The organism is Methylocaldum sp. GT1TLB, from assembly GCF_051027445.1.
Taxonomy (GTDB): Bacteria; Pseudomonadota; Gammaproteobacteria; order Methylococcales; family Methylococcaceae; genus Methylocaldum.
Map to the genome: position 1 here is coordinate 2,445,901 of NZ_CP194898.1, position 15,885 is coordinate 2,461,785.

The following is a 15,885-nucleotide window of genomic DNA, read 5'->3' on the forward strand; positions in this document are numbered from 1 at the left end:
TTCCAAATCGCTTTCAATAAGGCATTAATTTTTGTAGGGTGGGTTAGGCCGCGAGGCCGTAACCCACCGAGCGACCTCGAATCGGTGGGTTACGCTCCGCTAACCCACCCTACGTAATGTTCACTCGAATGCCGAATGGAATAAGCCGTTCGCTCGAAGCTTGTCAAAGGGTTTCTATGGCCTACTGGAATAGGCTCCTGATGGTGACGTTCGGTTAACCGACGCCGGAACTGATTCTGGAGCGCAACGCTTCTAGGTTTCGCAAATAGGCGACAAGCTTTGGTTCCCAAGCGGCGACACAAGCCAACGCTGTCGTGCCAAACGACAGTCATCAACCCGCTACAAACCGTACCAACTCAGCCCAAGTATGGCTCGCCCGGTCAAATCTCGTCGTGACGATTAACGGATTCCCATCTGAATCGCGAGTGCCACGAGATCGGCGAGTGACTGAACGCCCAGCTTCTCCATAATGCGGGCACGGTGGATTTCAGCGGTACGATGACTGATGCCCAATGCCTTGCCGACCTGTTTGGCCGAATAGCCACGTGCTAGGTACACCAAAATTTCCTTTTCACGCGGTGTCAGATTAGCGTATAGAGCATCAAGCTCGTGCTGACGCGACTTTTCTTCGTAACGCTGATAACTGAGAGCGAGTGCGTTTCTTATCGCCGGTATCAGGACGTCGGCATCGACGGGCTTTTCAAGAAAATCTACGGCTCCACCCTTGAAGGCTGCTGTCGATTTGGGCACGTCGCCAAATCCCGTCAGAAAAATGATAGGAAGGTTAAATCCCCTCTCAGTAAGGATCTGTTGCAAATCCAACCCGGAAATTTGCGGGAGATTGATATCCAGAATGAGGCATCCTTGTTGCTCGGGCTTCACCGAAGCCAGGAAATCAGGCCCGGACAGGTAGGTTTCAACAACAAATCCCTCAGCCCTCAGTAGCGCTGCCAAGGCATCGCACACGTCGGGGTCATCGTCGACGATGAAAACTGTTAGTCCATTAACAGCCATATCTAACGCCTTTCCAATTAGTATGGTTTCGAGGGTATGCGGTCGGTATTTTCCATGAAGGTCATGCATTTGTATATACGAATATGCAGCCAAACCGGCCCGAAATATGATCGATGAATACGTTATCCTATCTCCCCAAATACAGCTTTGTAAACCTAGGCTTACGTCTATATCGGTTTCGAGAGACCATATTCGTAAGAATGACAAGCTGCATCACGAAGAGACAGCGGATCGTTTTTCCGAAGCGAAGAGCATGCATCTTAGCGATCAACCCATCCCGCACCTCGCAAACGGCTACAGCAACGCCGAATTGAACCCGCCCCCCTTTCGTTTAGACAATCGAATCCGCATTGTTTGGAAAGCTAGCCGCTAACCCGCATTTCTCACACTCCTCCAATCGCAAACGGTCGCTTCGGGAGCGCCGAAGCGACCCTTCCAATCGCAAACGGTCGCTTTAGTCGCGACCCTTCCAATCGCAAACGGCATCTCCTGGAGCACCGGAGCCGCCCTTCCAATCGCAAACGGTTGCTTTAGTCGCACCCCTTCCTTCGTCGGCACATCCTACAGCCTGATGTGCCGGCTACGCCTTCGCCGTCGCTCGGTCCATGCAGCGCCCACAGCATCGTCTCGACGCCCTCGCGACGAGAGGGTGTGAGAAATGCGGGCTAGAGCTTGTCAAACACTCTAAAAAGAGATCCGACCGTTGTTTCCGCGATCTCGATCATACAAGCCGGCAGACTTGCTCCGGCAATTTTCAATGCCTTTAGATCACCACCAAGGGACAAGAATGAGGAATTTCGATGCCCAACGAGAAGGCGAGAACCGCATACTGCAACCTGGACGCAACTGTTGGCGAATTGCCCGCGCCCGTCGAGCTTCATTTTTGATCGACAGCTCGGCGTATTTTCCGGCCTTGCGAGCGGCAGCGACTCGTGCTCAGCGATCTATTTTCATCATCGGCTGGGATATCGACAGCCGAACCAAGTTAGCCCAAGACGGCGTCAGCGATGGATTTCCGATCCAGCTCGGCGACTTTCTGAAAGCGCTTATCGAAGACCGCCGCGGATTGGATGTCTATATTTTGAATTGGGACTTCGCAATGCTTTATGCACCCGGCCGCGAAGTCCTGCCGATTTACACGCTTGGCTGGCAAAGACATCGGCACCTTCACTTTTATCTGGATGGCCGGCATCCGGTCGGTGCCTCGCACCACCAGAAAATCGTCGTGATCGATGACGCCGTGGCCTTTGTCGGTGGCATGGATCTCGCCCAGGAACGTTGGGATACGCCGGACCATGAACCCAACGCCCCCTACCGTCGAAGATCCAACGGCCAAGCCTACGCCCCGGTCCACGATGTGCAGATGATGGTGGACGGAGAAGCAGCTGCGGCGCTCGGCATGTTAGCCCGTGAGCGCTGGCGCAATGCGACAGGCAACCAACTCCGTGCCGACAGCGATGCCGGAACCGATCCCTGGCCCCCGTCGATCGTCCCGGACATCAGCGATGTCGATGTCGCAATCGTCCGAACGGTCCCACGGTTCAACGGCGGTGTCGAAATTCTCGAACTCCGGGAACTGTACGTCGATGCAATCCGGTCAGCGAAGAACACGATTTATATCGAGAACCAGTATCTGACGGCTTCTTCGGTCGGCGCTCTGCTCGAATTGAGACTTCGTGAGCCGAATCCGCCGGAGATCGTCGTCGTATCGCGACTGACCGGCGGCGGTTGGCTCGAGCAAACGACAATGGAAGTCTTGCGGGCTCGATTGCTTCGCCGCCTTCGCGCAGCCGACCGACATGGCAAGTTCCGGATCTATTATCCCGACTGCGATGGGCTGAACGATCAGTGCATCAACGTACATTCCAAACTGATGGTGGTGGACGACCGCCTTGCGCTCGTCGGCTCGGCGAATCTTAACAATCGCTCGATGGGGCTGGACACGGAATGCAATCTTGCCATCGAAGCGACCGAGCCAAATACGGCAAAAGCGATTACAGGTTTAAGAAATCGCTTGCTGGCCGAGCATTTGGGCGTCGGAACGGATCGAATGGAACTGGCTATCAGACAGGCGGGCTCGCTGATTGTCGCCATAGAAAGCTTACGGGGAAACCCGCACACGCTTCGGCACCTTGAAGGCGAAGTATCGCCCGAGGCCGATGCCCTTCTACCCCAGGCCAGCGTAGTCGATCCGGAAGCGCCCATCGATCCCGATCGATTGATCGACGAACTCATCCCCGTGGAACACCGGCCTTCCGCCCGCAAACGGATTACCGCCACCCTCAGCCTGCTCGCAGCTATCGGGGCGCTTGCGGCCGCGTGGCGCTGGGGACCACTGCACGAATGGCTCGACAAGGAGACGCTGATCAATGTCGGACGCACACTGCAACGGACTCCGGCAACGCCGGTATGGGTCATCGGCGCCTATATACTTGCCGCTATAACAGCGATACCGATCACATTGGTGATCTTCACGACGGCAGTTGTGTTCGGTCCTATCACGGGTTTTGTTTATGCGATTCTCGGGTCACTGGTAGGTGCCTCTCTCACCTTTGCGCTCGGCCACGTTTTCGGTCGAGATATCGTGCGGCGCCTGGGCGGCGCCCGACTCAATACGCTCAGCCGCTGGCTGCGTCATCGTGGCTTGCTGGCCATGCTTACGGTCCGGTTGATACCCGTCGCGCCGTTCACCGTGGTCAATTTAGTTGCGGGAGCCTCCCATATCCGTTTCCGCGACTTTCTATTGGGAACGATCTTTGGGATGGTCCCCGGCGCCATGGCCATCACGGTTTTTTCGGATCGCTTGGCTGCTGCGGTCCATCACCCGAGTCCGATCAATATCGCCTTGCTCGTCGCCGCCGCCGCCATTATCGGGGCTGCCGCATTCGCTACGCACCGATGGCTGCGTCGGCGCGAAGCGGAAAACACGGCATGCGCCGGCGGCTCGATCGGGTAACGGGTCCGGCATGTCGTTAGTCGTTGCAACTTACAATGTTCACGACTGCATCGGACGAGACGGACGTTACGATCCGGAGAGAGTCCTGACCATCATTCGGGAACTCGATGCCGACCTCATCGCGCTCCAGGAACTGCAATGGGAGCCTGAAGTCGCTCTCGACCTGCTTCAGCATTTCGCCTCCCGTCTGCACTACCGGGCCGTTCCGGGCCCGACGCTGCTCCGCCGCAACGGGCACTACGGCAACGCCATCCTTACCCGGCTGCCGGTTCGTAACATTAGGCGTGTCGATCTCAGCATACCGCACCGGGAACCCCGTGCAGCGATCGATTTGTCGGTCGACAGTCCTTGCGGGCCTCTTCGCGCGATCGGGACTCATTTGGGATTGTTTCCCGGCGAACGGCGGAAACAAATGTCCCGGCTTCTGAGCATACTGGCCGATGCCCCGCCGCCCGCGCTTCTCTTCGGCGATCTGAACGAGTGGTTTCTATGGGGAAGGCCTTTTCGCTGGCTGCGCAACCATTTCGGACACATACCCGATATCGCCACTTACCCGTCCATATTTCCTCTGTTCCCTCTCGACCGAATTTGGGTCAAACCCCGCGAGCTTCTTGCGGACATTGCGGCATACTCAACGCCTCTGGCGCGCGAAACCTCCGATCATCTGCCCTTGCGGGCAGTACTGAAACCGGCGGATTCGAGCTCGAATCCGTAAGGTTTTTTTACGTTCACTGTCTCAGGAATGACTCATAGTTACTTATCTATAACTCGATATTCATAAGGAATTCTGATTTACCTGCGACTTGAATTTTTTTATAAATTGACTACCGAGGCTTTGCCGAGGTGCAGGACTTAATTCGCAAACTCACTCAAAATAAGGAAAGTACCATGAGAATCAAAGGAGACTATTTGAGGAAGAGTCTGCCAGCGCTTTTAGACAAATGGGCAGACGATGTTGATAGGCTGGATATCCGGATTCAACCCGATGACGAAATGGATGCAGACAACGAAGACCGCTATGAACGCCCCCATTCGATCGGCTTCGAGTCTGGCTTCCACGCGCAAGCCCGTTAGCGAATGCTTACGGATTGACGCGACCCCACTCGTCCGAGCATTTCGGCTATCCCTATAATCCCGAGGACCCGAGGCTCCGCCTCGCTTCGTTGCCCGATCCGTTCGGGCAACGAAGCTAACCACAGACGCGGGCGTAGTCCGCCCGCCGCTCATGTCGTCAACAACGCCTGTCTTGCGACTTTCGCGACAGAGTTGTCCTCTTGCCCCAAAAGCAGTAATCGACGAGATTTTCCGGGCTCGTGCGGATAGATAGCGCCTGAGTCGCCCTGAAACTGACCGCCGCCACCGTTTCCCCAAACACACTGCCTTCATCATGAACGATTCGACAAGGTTCGCTTTTAAACGCGCAACTGACGCCCCCGCTCTGCCGAATACCAGCGTTCGCTTCATTATTCACTGTATGGCAGGGTTTCGTGGATGGTTTCTGCTGATGCTGATTCTGGAAACGGGACAGGCCATGAGCAACATCCTCGTACCCTACGCCATCGGGCAAATCATCGATGGCGTGACCGAGGCAAGCGGTGATTCGATTCCCTTGACGGAGCGCTTGAAAACGCCCTTGATGCTTTTCGCCGCATTGAATATCGCCGAAATCCTGTTCAGCCGGGCCAGCGGCGCCTGTCTGATCATGGTGGGACCGCGCTTGCGCAAAAGGACAACGCAAATACTGTACGCCTACCTGCAGCACCATTCCGTCCGGTATTTCAGCGGGCATTTTGCCGGCGCACTCGCGCACCGGATCACCGAAACCGCCATGAGCGTCAATCATACCGCTTGGGCGATTCTCTTCGATTTCTGGCCGGTCGGAGTCGTATTCGCCGTGTCCGTCGCGTTGCTGCTGAGAACTCACGATAATCTCGGATGGTTCGTAGCGGCCTGGGTGCTGGTCTACGTAGGCGTATCGTTCTGGCTGGCCAAACGCTGCCGTCCTTACGCTCAGGCTTATGCCGAAACCCGCAGCCAAGTGAACGGCAAAATCGTCGACTCCGTGACTAATATCCTGAATGTCAAATTGTTCGCCCGACTGCGTCACGAGCGGGATTATCTCGACCGTTATCTCGAAACGGAGGTCAAAGCCGGGCGCCGGACTTTCTGGTACATGGAGCGGGTGCGCTGGTTTCAGTTCATATCCGCGGCTGCCTTGAAGGTAGGCACGATATACTTCGCCTTGAGGCTCTGGGACCAAGGTCTGATCGGGGTCGGCGACTTCGCGATGAGCGCCGGACTGGCGCTTCTGATCATCGGTGATGCCCGCAATCTCAGCCGCCGCTTTCTGGAGTTCTTCGAATATGTGGGCAATGTCGGCAACGGCGTCACCACCATCGTCAGACCCCATGACATCGTTGATACGCCAAAGGCACAACCATTGCGAATAACGCGCGGACGGATCGAATTCCGCGATGTCCGGTTCGGCTATGTGCCGGGACAGTGGGTATTCGACGGGTTGAGCGTCGTCATCGAGCCCGGTCAGCGGGTCGGCCTGGTCGGATTCTCGGGCTCCGGAAAATCCAGCTTCGTCGGGCTGATCCTCCGCTACTACGAACCTCAAGGCGGTCAGATCCTGATCGACGGCACCGACATCGCTCACGTAACCCAGGACTCGCTTCACGAGCAAGTCAGTCTGATTCCCCAAGATCCCAGCCTATTCCATCGTTCGCTGCGGGAAAATATACGTTACGGACGGCCGGACGCCGAAGATGCCGAAATCGCCGCCGCAGCGCGAATGGCGCGCGCCGACGAGTTCATCGACGGCATGAAAGACGGCTACGACTCCCTGGTGGGCGAACGCGGCGTCAAGTTGTCCGGCGGCCAGCGGCAACGTATCGCAATTGCCCGGGTCATGGTCAAAGACGCGCCGATTTTGATACTCGACGAGGCTACGTCCAGTCTCGATTCGATAACGGAAAAGGCGATTCAGGACAATCTCGATCGGCTAATGGGCCAAAAAACGGTCATCGTCGTCGCCCACCGCTTATCCACGATCGCGCATCTCGACCGTATCCTGGTCTTCGACCGAGGCCGCATCGTCGAGGACGGGAATCACCGGGAATTGCTTGCAGCAAAAGGCTTTTACCACAAATTGTGGACCATGCAGGCAGGGGGTTTTCTTCCCGATACGAGCACAGATCTCTCGCGTTATGCAGCGCAGTAGCGAGACTGTTTACTTGACGCCACTCTTGCAGAAGCAGGCCCAGCCGAGTAAAAACGTGGTTCGCTCGATGATTCGAGCTGCTATTCGGACTCGGCTTTTTTTCTTGTCCGACAATATGCCGCGCATTGGAGCCCGTGCGACAGTGCGCCTCGAAGAACCTACTTGCGGCCCGATTGCTGTGTTGCGCGTGCTCGGACAGTCCTGCGGCACAGGGACGTACGCCGCACAGGACTGCGGAATCCTCATGTACTCCATGTACACTCCGGTTCCTGTGTCGCGGCTCCCATCCGTGGGAGCCGCCCTTAACGGGGCCTGCCATTGGCAGTCCAAATTGGCAATGTCCTTCCGTGGACTTTGCCCTTCGGACGAACGCGGTTCGTCTCATTCCGCTCCCTGCGGAATGGTCGCTTTCGGCGGATTTGTCCGGACGTCTTGGACTCGGGCCGCAAGTAGTTTTTTCGAGGCGCCCAACACGGCATCCGGTTCGCACATCAAACCTAAAATGGAGTGTAAACACTATGAAGAAACTCGGATCTTTTGCCCGAGCAGTTGCTCTTGTCATATTCGGGCTGTCCGGCTGCACCCCTTCGCCGTCTGCCGATGCAGAAAAACACAAGCGGGAAAGCTTGAAATTTTTGGTCGACAACGAGAAAAAGCCCGGCATCTTGAGTACCGCGAGCGGGTTGCAGTACCAGATCCTTAGCGAGGGCAACGGCCTTTCACCGAAGGCCACCGACACCGTAACCGTTAACTATCGCGGCAGCCTGATCTCGGGCCAGGAATTCGACAGCGGCGAAAACGTGAGTTTTCCTTTGAACGGGGTTATTCGCGGCTGGACCGAAGGTTTGCAACTCATGAAGGAAGGCGCCAAATACCGCTTTTTCATCCCCCCTGAACTGGCCTACGGCGAACGTGGCGCAGGCCGCGTGATTCCGCCAAACGCGGCTCTGATCTTCGATGTGGAACTGGTAAAGGTTAATCCTTAATCGGATCTGACTGCGCAACCGGATGCGGTTTTCACTTCAAGTGAGCCTACCATGTTCGAAAATCTCTTCGATTCTCAGACGATCAAAGATTTCATACCTCACGGGACGTGCCTTCTTTGGCGCTCCGATTTGCTGCTTCTTCATGTCCTATCGGATTCGCTGATTACGGCGGCTTATTATTCCATCCCCGCGGCACTGATTTTCTTCGTCCTCAAGCGGCGGGACCTTGAGTTCCGCTCGATCTTTGTCCTGTTCGGCATCTTCATCATGGCGTGCGGGACAACGCATCTAATGGAAATCTGGACGATTTGGCATCCCAATTACGTGCTGGAAGGATTCGTCAAACTGTTTACCGGCCTAGTCTCGATCGCGACCTCGGTCCTGCTTTGGCCGCTGATTCCCCACGCCCTCAAACTCCCGAGTCCTGCCAAGCTCGAAGAGACAAACCGCCAGTTGCAGCATGAGATCGAAGAGCGCAAAGGGAAGGAGCAGGAAATCAGACAACTAAACGCCAATCTCGAAAAAATGGTGGAGCAACGCACCGCGCAACTGGTCGAAGCAAACGCCCAACTCGAGGACGAAATCTTGGAGCGCCTCCGCATCGAGGAATCGTTACGCGAATCGGAAAGCCGCTATCGCACGTTATTCGAGCAAATGCCCGATGCGCTGGTGCTGATGGATATCGAAAGCGGCAAATTGATCGACTTCAATCCGAAGGCTCACCAAAATCTCGAATATAGGCGTGACGAATTCCGGAAACTGCGAATAAGCGATATCGATCGGCAGCAATCGGAAGAGGACATCAGACGACATATCGAGAAAACTCGTGATACCGGGGAAGATGTATTCGAAACCGAGCATATTACAAAAAGCGGCATCGTACGGAATATCCGCGTCACCACCAAGGTCATTCAGCTCAATCAAAAAAAATTGATCCAAGCGGTATTCACAGATATCACCGACTACAAACAGCTTGAGCTTGCTCTGCGCACCCAACAGCAGAAATTGGAGCAATCCCAGAATCGGCTCGAATATATCGTCAATACCAGCCCATCCGTAATTTACATACTCTCCCGAACGGGCAATCCGGAATGCCCCTTCAAGGTCGATTTCATGGGCGAAACCATAACCCTGGTGACCGGCTATGAACCGCACCAATGGTATTGCGACGAGACCTTCTGGATCGATCATGTTCATCCGGACGACCGTGCTGCCGCTCTGGAAAATCAAAGCCTCCTGATTAGTCAAGGCGAACTCACGCATCAATACCGGTTTCGACACAAGGACGGCTCGTACCGGTGGATTCACGACAAGCTTAGATCGCTTCGAGATTCCGAGGGAAACATGATCGAAGCGATCGGCGCCTGGGTCGATATTACGGAACGCAAGCAAGGCGAACTGGCCCTAAAGGAAGCAAAAGAGGCCGCCGAAGCCGCGAATCGCGCCAAAACCGAGTTTCTCGCCAACATCAGCCACGAGTTGAGAACTCCTTTGAACGGAATACTCGGGTTTACCCAGGTGCTTCAAAAACAGACCGATCTCACCTCAAAACACAAGGAATATCTGGGTTATATCGGCCGCTCCGGACATCATTTGCTGACATTGATCAACGATCTGCTCGATTTATCCAAAATCGAGGCGGGGCGACTGGAGGTGGAAAATTCCATTTTCCATTTCGTAGAGTTTCTCGACGGCATTGCCGAGATGTTCGAATTCCGAGCAATAAATAAGGGCGTTGGTTTTATCTATGAAAAGGCCGCGACTCTACCCGAATACGTTATCGGTGATGAAAAGCGCTTACGGCAGATACTCATCAATCTCCTCGGCAACGCCATAAAGTTCACCCATCAGGGGTATGCCGCTCTGAAAGTCTTCAGTCATGGAGAAACCGTCTATTTCCGGATTGAAGATACCGGCCAGGGTATCGCCGAAGAGGATATGGGACGAATTTTCCTGGCCTTCGAGCAAGTGGCCGATCACGACTCTACGGAAGGAACAGGCTTAGGGCTAGCTATCAGCAAGCGGTTGGTGGATGCCATGGGCGGACAAATCGACGTGCAAAGCACTCGCGGCCAAGGCAGTGTTTTTACGGTTTCGCTGGCGTTGCCGGCAGCATCGAATCCGTCGAAACCGAAAGCCGATGAGAATCAGGTCATTGGTTACACCGGAAAAGCGCGACGGATCATGATCGTCGACGATAATCCGGATAATCTGACGATGCTGTCGGCGCTTCTGGAATCACTGGATTTTGTCATAGAAACGGCCTCGAACGGCAGAGAATGCTTGGACAAGTTCGCGCTTTTCGAACCTGACCTGATCATGATCGATCTCTTGATGCCCGATATGGATGGGGCAGAAACGGTCAAACATTTACGGCAGACGGAATCCGGGCAAAACGTCAAAGTCATCGCAGTCACCGCGCATGCGTTCGATGACATCAGAGAACATGTGCCTGGCATCGGGCTTCGATGACTTCATCACCAAGCCGGTAGATCTCGGGGATTTGCTGAACAGCCTGCAAAAATCCTTGGGCCTGACCTGGCGCTACGCCGACACCGGTTCACATGCAAAGCCGGCACGCGCCAAGGCCTCGTAACCCTGCCCGGATCTTATGTCAAGAATTATCTCCGGTCGGATGTGGGCCGCGCCGGTTTGTGCGACGCCGGAGCTGTCAAAAACCTTCATGGTCTTGCGACGCCGCAACGAGCGTTGCCGGCGGCGACGCCCCGCGTGGTTCGTCGTCGCTGCGGACAGCAGAACCCAACGGATAGGTACCGATTCGTTCCCGTATATCGTCGCCCTTTACACGGTTGGAAGGCTTGGTCAGCTGCGCCGCGGCGAGTACCAGGATCGGCGCGATGATGAAGCTGCCGGTCAGCGCCTGTAACTTCAATTGTTCTTGATCGGGAACCGCCTCTACCCCATAGGCGAGCCAGTAAGTCACTCCCAGTTGAAAAATCACGATGCCGCTCCAGAAACACGGAGCGAACAATCCCTTCAACGGCACATAGACCAGTCTAACCGGCTCTCCGCGCCTTTGCTCCCGGTCCAGCAACAGCCGATCGATGCGCTGATTCAGCAAAATCGTCACCGTCGCGACGATATACCAGCCGGCGTAATTTTCGAGGGTCACGCCGAAATGAACGCCAGGGTCAGGATAATGATAAATGTCCCCCAAGAACCAATATTTGCCGAGGTTGGCGATCGGGTCGACGATAAGGTCGACGACCAGCATAAGAAATGCACCGAGCAGCAACACCGACACCGAATTTCGGACCTCTACCGAGGTTACGCGCTGCACGTCGTACGCCTTGATCCATAGGGGAGACATAAAGAACTGCGCCAGCGAGAAACTGACATAGCTGAGAAATGAAAACGACAGGCTGTCGAAGAACGGAACGCCAAAAACGACCAAATCGTTGCTCAGCGCCTCGTAATGGTAGACATACTTCCCGAACGGAATTCCATGGTTGATGCTCCCCCATTCGGCCAGCAGAGCCACCAAATAGCTGCTGATCACCCAGATCACCGTTCGCCGAGCGCCTTGCTCCAGCCAGGAAAGCAGCAGGAATGCGATCAGAAAAACCGTGATGTACGGACGATGGATCAAGGACCAGAGGAGTTGCTCGAACATTCGACAGGTGCGAGGTTTACGAAACCTTTCATATTAACCGGCAAGGACTTTGACGGCCAGGTGGCCTGAATGCTCATTCACCAACTCGATATCGATTACGCTCTCCGTGAAACCGCGAGATTCTTCAAGACGCCGAACCGTCACGTATAATGGCGGCCTTTGTTTTTAAGGAGCCACCATGTCGCAATTCGACAACGTCAGCGTCGTCAAGAAAGCCAATGTCTATTTCGACGGCAAATGCGTCAGCCATACCGTCCTTTTTCCGGACGGCAGCCGCAAGACCGTCGGCGTGATCTTCCCGTCGGCCCTGACTTTCAGCACCGCCGCGCCGGAAATCATGGAAATTAATGCCGGCGCTTGCCGAGTGCGCTTAGCGGGCGAGACAGAATGGAAAACTTACGGGGCCGGCGATTCATTTGAAATTCCTGGCAACAGCCGATTCGATATCGAAGTGATTGACATGCTGGATTATGTTTGCCACTTCGCCTGAGACAAACAAAAACTAACGCGATTGGCTCTTGCGGTTCATCTTGGTCTTTTGAGTCGCTTTCTTCGATGCTTTCTTAACGTGCGCGTTTTTTGCCTTTGGCTTCTCTAGCGAAAGCGCCTCAGCATTCTCCTTTTGCTTCTGCCACTCGGCGAGACGGTCCAAAGCCAGGGCCATTTCGCCGGGAGCCATTTCCTCGACCAGGCTGTCCTTGGCATCGGCCGCGTTCTGATTACCCTGTTCTGCCGCAAGCGTGTACCAGAAATACGCCTGAGCATTGTCCTTGTCGATGCCGTTGCCGGATGCATAAAGCGAACCCAGCACGGCTTGGGCGCTGGCATCGCCCTGCTCGGCCGCTTTGCTGAACCAACGCGCAGCTTCGCCCATGTCGATCGGAGCTCCCAGACCATAGAAGTAAAGAACGCCGAGCTTGCTTTCGGCCGTTGTATCGCCTTGCCTGGCCGCTTGCTCGTACCAGTGCCGCGCCTCGACATAGTCCAGCGGCACACCTAGCCCTTTCATGTAAAGATTGCCCAAATTGACTTGAGCTTCCGGCATGCCCTGCTCCGCCATAGGCTTGAATTCAGCGAAGGCCGCGGAATAGTCACGCCGTTCGATGGCCGCCATACCTTCCTCGAATCCGGCCCAAGCCGATGCCGGGGAGACCAGCCAGACGCTCGCCGCCAATAACGTCAGAACTGGAAATTTCTTGTAGCCAACTGAGATCACGATTTATTCCGGTTTCTTGAATTCAGCTAAAAAAGCGCGCAAGCCGCTAGCCTGTCCGCACTCAAGCGACCGACAAGACGATCTTGCCCATATGCCGGCTGCTTTCCATCAGTCGATGGGCTTCTGCTGCCTTGGCCAAGGTAAACGTGGCGTGCACCACCGGCTTGACCTGACCCGATTCGAGCAGCGGCCACACTTTCCGCCTCAGCGCATCGGCAATCGTGGCCTTCTCTTCCACGCTCCGCGGCCGCAAGGTTGAGCCGGTCAAGGTCAGACGGTTCAAAAAAATGGGGAGCAGGTTGATTTCCGCCTTGGGTCCGCCCTGAACCGCGATCACGACCAAGCGGCCATCTGCGGCGAGACAACTGAGATTCCGCTGGAGATAAGGGCCGCCGATCATATCGAGAATCAGGTTTACGCCCTTGCTCTCGGTCAGTGCCCTGATGCGGTCGACGAAGTCTTCCTCGCGATAGTTGATCGCGGTAGCCCCGAGCTGCTCGCAGAACCGGCATTTTTCCGCGCTTCCCGCGGTTACGAACACGCTGGCGCCGAATGCACGGGCCAATTGAATCGCCGTGGTGCCGATGCCGCTGCTGCCCCCGTGTACCAGCATGCTTTCTCCGGGTTTCAGCCCGCCCCGCTCGAATACATTGGTCCAGACCGTGAAAAACGTCTCAGGCATGGCGGCGGCATCGATCGGCCCAAATCCTTTCGGCATAGGTAAACAGAGTGCCGCGGCGGCCACGCAATATTCAGCATATCCCCCGCCGCTCACCAGGGCACAAACCGATTCGCCGATGGCGGGCTCACGCACGCTTTCGCCCAAAGCTACCACTTTGCCCGCGACTTCCAAGCCCGGTATATCGGACGCTTCCGGCGGAGGCGGGTAAAGCCCTTTGCGCTGCATGACATCCGGCCGGTTCACCCCGGCCGCAGCTACCTTGATCAGCACTTCGCCAGGCCCCGGCTGCGGCATCGGTCGCCGACACAACTGCAAAACCTCCGGACCGCCCGATTGGGCGATCTCGACGGCCGCCATCGTGCCGGGGAAAATACCAGTCAAATCAAAAAACTCCTATAGACCCGCCAGCCAAAGCCGAAACCGAAGCCCCAATTCGCTGGTGTAGCCGATGGTGGAAAAACGAATATGACCGTCAGGACCCAAAATAAACACGGCCGGCACACCCCGAATTCCGTAGTCTCTGCCGATAGCGCCATCCTGGTCGAGAACTACCGGAAACTCGAATCCTTCCCGCTTGACGTACTCACGGACCTCGGTTTCGTCCCCGGAAAGCAGCGCCACGCTGACCAGCGGCGTATCTCGTGCCAATGATCGAATGGAGCTCTGCATCGCCTTGCAGATCTGACACCAACTCGCCCAAAAGTAGATTACGGCCGGCCGTCCTTCCGGCTTGGGTACATCCAACGCCGTGCCGTCCAAAGCAGTTGCCCGTATCGGGGGCGGCATCCCGGACACCAAGCTGCGAGTGGCGATCAACTGCACACCGATGTACAGCACAACCGCGGTACTGCCGAATACCACTATTTGCTTCAGCTTGTTTGCCACGGCGCTACTCGAACCGTCTCAAAAGAGCAGCACCGTTCTGGCGCAGCCACTGGCGTTCGCCGGAATAGGCGGGCAGATGCCGGGCGACTAAGGCCCAGAAATCGGCCGAGTGATTCCGATGGCGGATGTGACATAGTTCATGCACAACCACGTATTCCAATACCGACGGCGGCGCAAAAGCCAGAAGCCAGTTCAGGTTGATGTCGTTCCTAGGGCCGCAACTCCCCCATCGGCTACTCATCCGCTTGACCCTGATTTGACGCGGATACAATCCGAAGCGAACAGCATGTCTTTGTATGATGAATCCGGCCTGATCTCGTATCCACAACTTCGTCCAGTTAAAAAGTGCATTCCTGGCGAGATGCGGCTGGTTCTCCGTACCCGCAGGTACGGAGACCAGGAAATGGCCATCATACTGGATATGCGTCCGCCGCCCGGTATGCTCGCGGATCACGAGCGGCACTTCACGACCTTGAAACGGAACGGTCGAACCGTTCTCCAAACGCTGCGCCGGCCCGGATTGAGCAGTCGTCGAACGCATCTCCGAAAGCTTGCGTTCGGCCCAGTCGCGATGCTTGTGCAAGAACGCCAGGGCTCGAGCTTCGCTGATCGTGGGCGGCACGACGAGCTCGATTCCTTCGGGTTTCGCGACCAAACGAAGATGCTTGGCCCGTCGGCTATGGCGAATGCTGTAAGGCAAAGGAAAGCCTGACGACACGGCCTAGCCTTTTCGAATCGCGACGACTTCCAATTCCTTATCCCCCACCGGTCTCTTCCACGTCACTACATCCCCCACTTGAGCCTCCAGTAAAGCCCGTGCCAAAGGCGACATCCAGCTGATCTTCTCATGAGTCGCATCCGCCTCGTCCTCGCCAACGATGGTAAAACGCAGCGTCTGGCCGTCGGAATCGAGAACCTCGACCGTTGAACCGAAGCGTACCTTGTCGTCGGACTGGGCTTCCGGCTGCACCACCACGGCGCTTTGAACACGCTCCTCGTAATAGTGCAAATCGCGCTCCACCTGCTTAAGCTGTTGCCGGGCGCCCAGATCGTCGTTCCCAATCAGGGCCTCTTTTTGCGCACTAAGCTCGCGAACCCGCCGTTGCAGCTGCGCCAATCCCTGCGGAGTAACATAATTGGTATACGAGCTCCGAGGCCGTTCGGGAAGATCGTCACCAAGCTGTTCGCCATCCGGTTCTTTGACAAAAGCGCGACTCATGATAACCACCTCAAAATCTTACCGAGAGAGGCATGGAAAAATCCCGTGCCCGGAAGTGCCGAGGCAT

General features: G+C 55.9%; 15 protein-coding genes. 8 read left to right on the forward strand and 7 right to left on the reverse strand.

The window, feature by feature from the left end:
• Window positions 1–399: 399 nt before the first annotated feature.
• Window positions 400–1,014 carry a response regulator transcription factor gene (locus tag ACR2R1_RS10505; protein ID WP_166642602.1) on the reverse strand — a complete coding sequence of 205 codons (615 nt, stop codon included), beginning with the start codon at window positions 1,012–1,014 and terminating at the stop codon, window positions 400–402.
• A gap of 883 nt (window positions 1,015–1,897) precedes the next feature.
• Between ACR2R1_RS10505 and ACR2R1_RS10510 the strand changes: the two genes are divergently transcribed.
• The 7 genes from ACR2R1_RS10510 to ACR2R1_RS10540 all read left to right on the forward strand — a co-directional run bounded on the left by ACR2R1_RS10510 (window position 1,898) and on the right by ACR2R1_RS10540 (window position 10,778).
• Window positions 1,898–3,970, forward strand: coding sequence for a VTT domain-containing protein (locus tag ACR2R1_RS10510; protein WP_168175467.1), 2,073 nt, complete (start codon window positions 1,898–1,900; stop codon window positions 3,968–3,970).
• Between the two features lie 10 nt (window positions 3,971–3,980).
• Window positions 3,981–4,685 (forward strand): endonuclease/exonuclease/phosphatase family protein, encoded by a 705-nt coding sequence (locus ACR2R1_RS10515; RefSeq protein WP_434114066.1) that lies wholly within the window; start codon window positions 3,981–3,983, stop codon window positions 4,683–4,685.
• 173 nt (window positions 4,686–4,858) lie between these two features.
• On the forward strand, window positions 4,859–5,044 hold the full coding sequence (locus tag ACR2R1_RS10520; protein ID WP_077731230.1) for a hypothetical protein: 186 nt from the start codon (window positions 4,859–4,861) through the stop codon (window positions 5,042–5,044).
• A gap of 430 nt (window positions 5,045–5,474) precedes the next feature.
• Entirely contained in the window at window positions 5,475–7,196 is a 1,722-nt protein-coding gene (locus ACR2R1_RS10525; RefSeq protein WP_240502571.1) for an ABC transporter ATP-binding protein, read from the forward strand.
• Between the two features lie 518 nt (window positions 7,197–7,714).
• Complete coding sequence (locus ACR2R1_RS10530; RefSeq protein WP_077731232.1) at window positions 7,715–8,182, forward strand: FKBP-type peptidyl-prolyl cis-trans isomerase; 468 nt, start codon at window positions 7,715–7,717, stop codon at window positions 8,180–8,182.
• A gap of 51 nt (window positions 8,183–8,233) precedes the next feature.
• Complete coding sequence (locus ACR2R1_RS10535; protein WP_434114068.1) at window positions 8,234–10,654, forward strand: ATP-binding protein; 2,421 nt, start codon at window positions 8,234–8,236, stop codon at window positions 10,652–10,654.
• Entirely contained in the window at window positions 10,629–10,778 is a 150-nt protein-coding gene (locus ACR2R1_RS10540) for a hypothetical protein (RefSeq protein WP_434114071.1), read from the forward strand. The genes ACR2R1_RS10535 and ACR2R1_RS10540 overlap by 26 nt, the downstream gene beginning before the upstream one ends.
• Before the next feature lie 75 nt (window positions 10,779–10,853).
• On the opposite strand, the gene ACR2R1_RS10545 is transcribed toward ACR2R1_RS10540, so the two are convergent.
• A complete protein-coding gene (locus ACR2R1_RS10545; protein WP_077731234.1) occupies window positions 10,854–11,816 on the reverse strand; it encodes a carotenoid biosynthesis protein in 963 nt (320 codons plus the stop codon).
• 178 nt (window positions 11,817–11,994) lie between these two features.
• Between ACR2R1_RS10545 and ACR2R1_RS10550 the strand changes: the two genes are divergently transcribed.
• A complete protein-coding gene (locus ACR2R1_RS10550) occupies window positions 11,995–12,306 on the forward strand; it encodes a pyrimidine/purine nucleoside phosphorylase (RefSeq protein WP_434114073.1) in 312 nt (103 codons plus the stop codon).
• A gap of 12 nt (window positions 12,307–12,318) precedes the next feature.
• Here ACR2R1_RS10550 and ACR2R1_RS10555 read toward each other — a convergent pair whose 3' ends face one another.
• From ACR2R1_RS10555 to ACR2R1_RS10575, 5 genes are all read right to left on the reverse strand, one after another.
• Entirely contained in the window at window positions 12,319–13,032 is a 714-nt protein-coding gene (locus ACR2R1_RS10555; RefSeq protein WP_133717925.1) for a tetratricopeptide repeat protein, read from the reverse strand.
• 61 nt (window positions 13,033–13,093) lie between these two features.
• Entirely contained in the window at window positions 13,094–14,071 is a 978-nt protein-coding gene (locus ACR2R1_RS10560) for an NAD(P)H-quinone oxidoreductase (RefSeq protein ID WP_434114234.1), read from the reverse strand.
• A 36-nt stretch (window positions 14,072–14,107) separates the two neighbouring features.
• Window positions 14,108–14,599, reverse strand: coding sequence for a protein disulfide oxidoreductase (locus ACR2R1_RS10565; RefSeq protein WP_347257221.1), 492 nt, complete (start codon window positions 14,597–14,599; stop codon window positions 14,108–14,110).
• Window positions 14,600–14,603: 4 nt separating this feature from the next.
• Window positions 14,604–15,317 (reverse strand): M48 family metallopeptidase, encoded by a 714-nt coding sequence (locus ACR2R1_RS10570; protein ID WP_077731239.1) that lies wholly within the window; start codon window positions 15,315–15,317, stop codon window positions 14,604–14,606.
• A gap of 3 nt (window positions 15,318–15,320) precedes the next feature.
• The gene (locus ACR2R1_RS10575; protein ID WP_077731240.1) at window positions 15,321–15,818 is read right to left on the reverse strand and encodes a GreA/GreB family elongation factor; all 498 of its coding nucleotides are present in this window, start codon (window positions 15,816–15,818) and stop codon (window positions 15,321–15,323) included.
• Window positions 15,819–15,885: the final 67 nt, after the last annotated feature.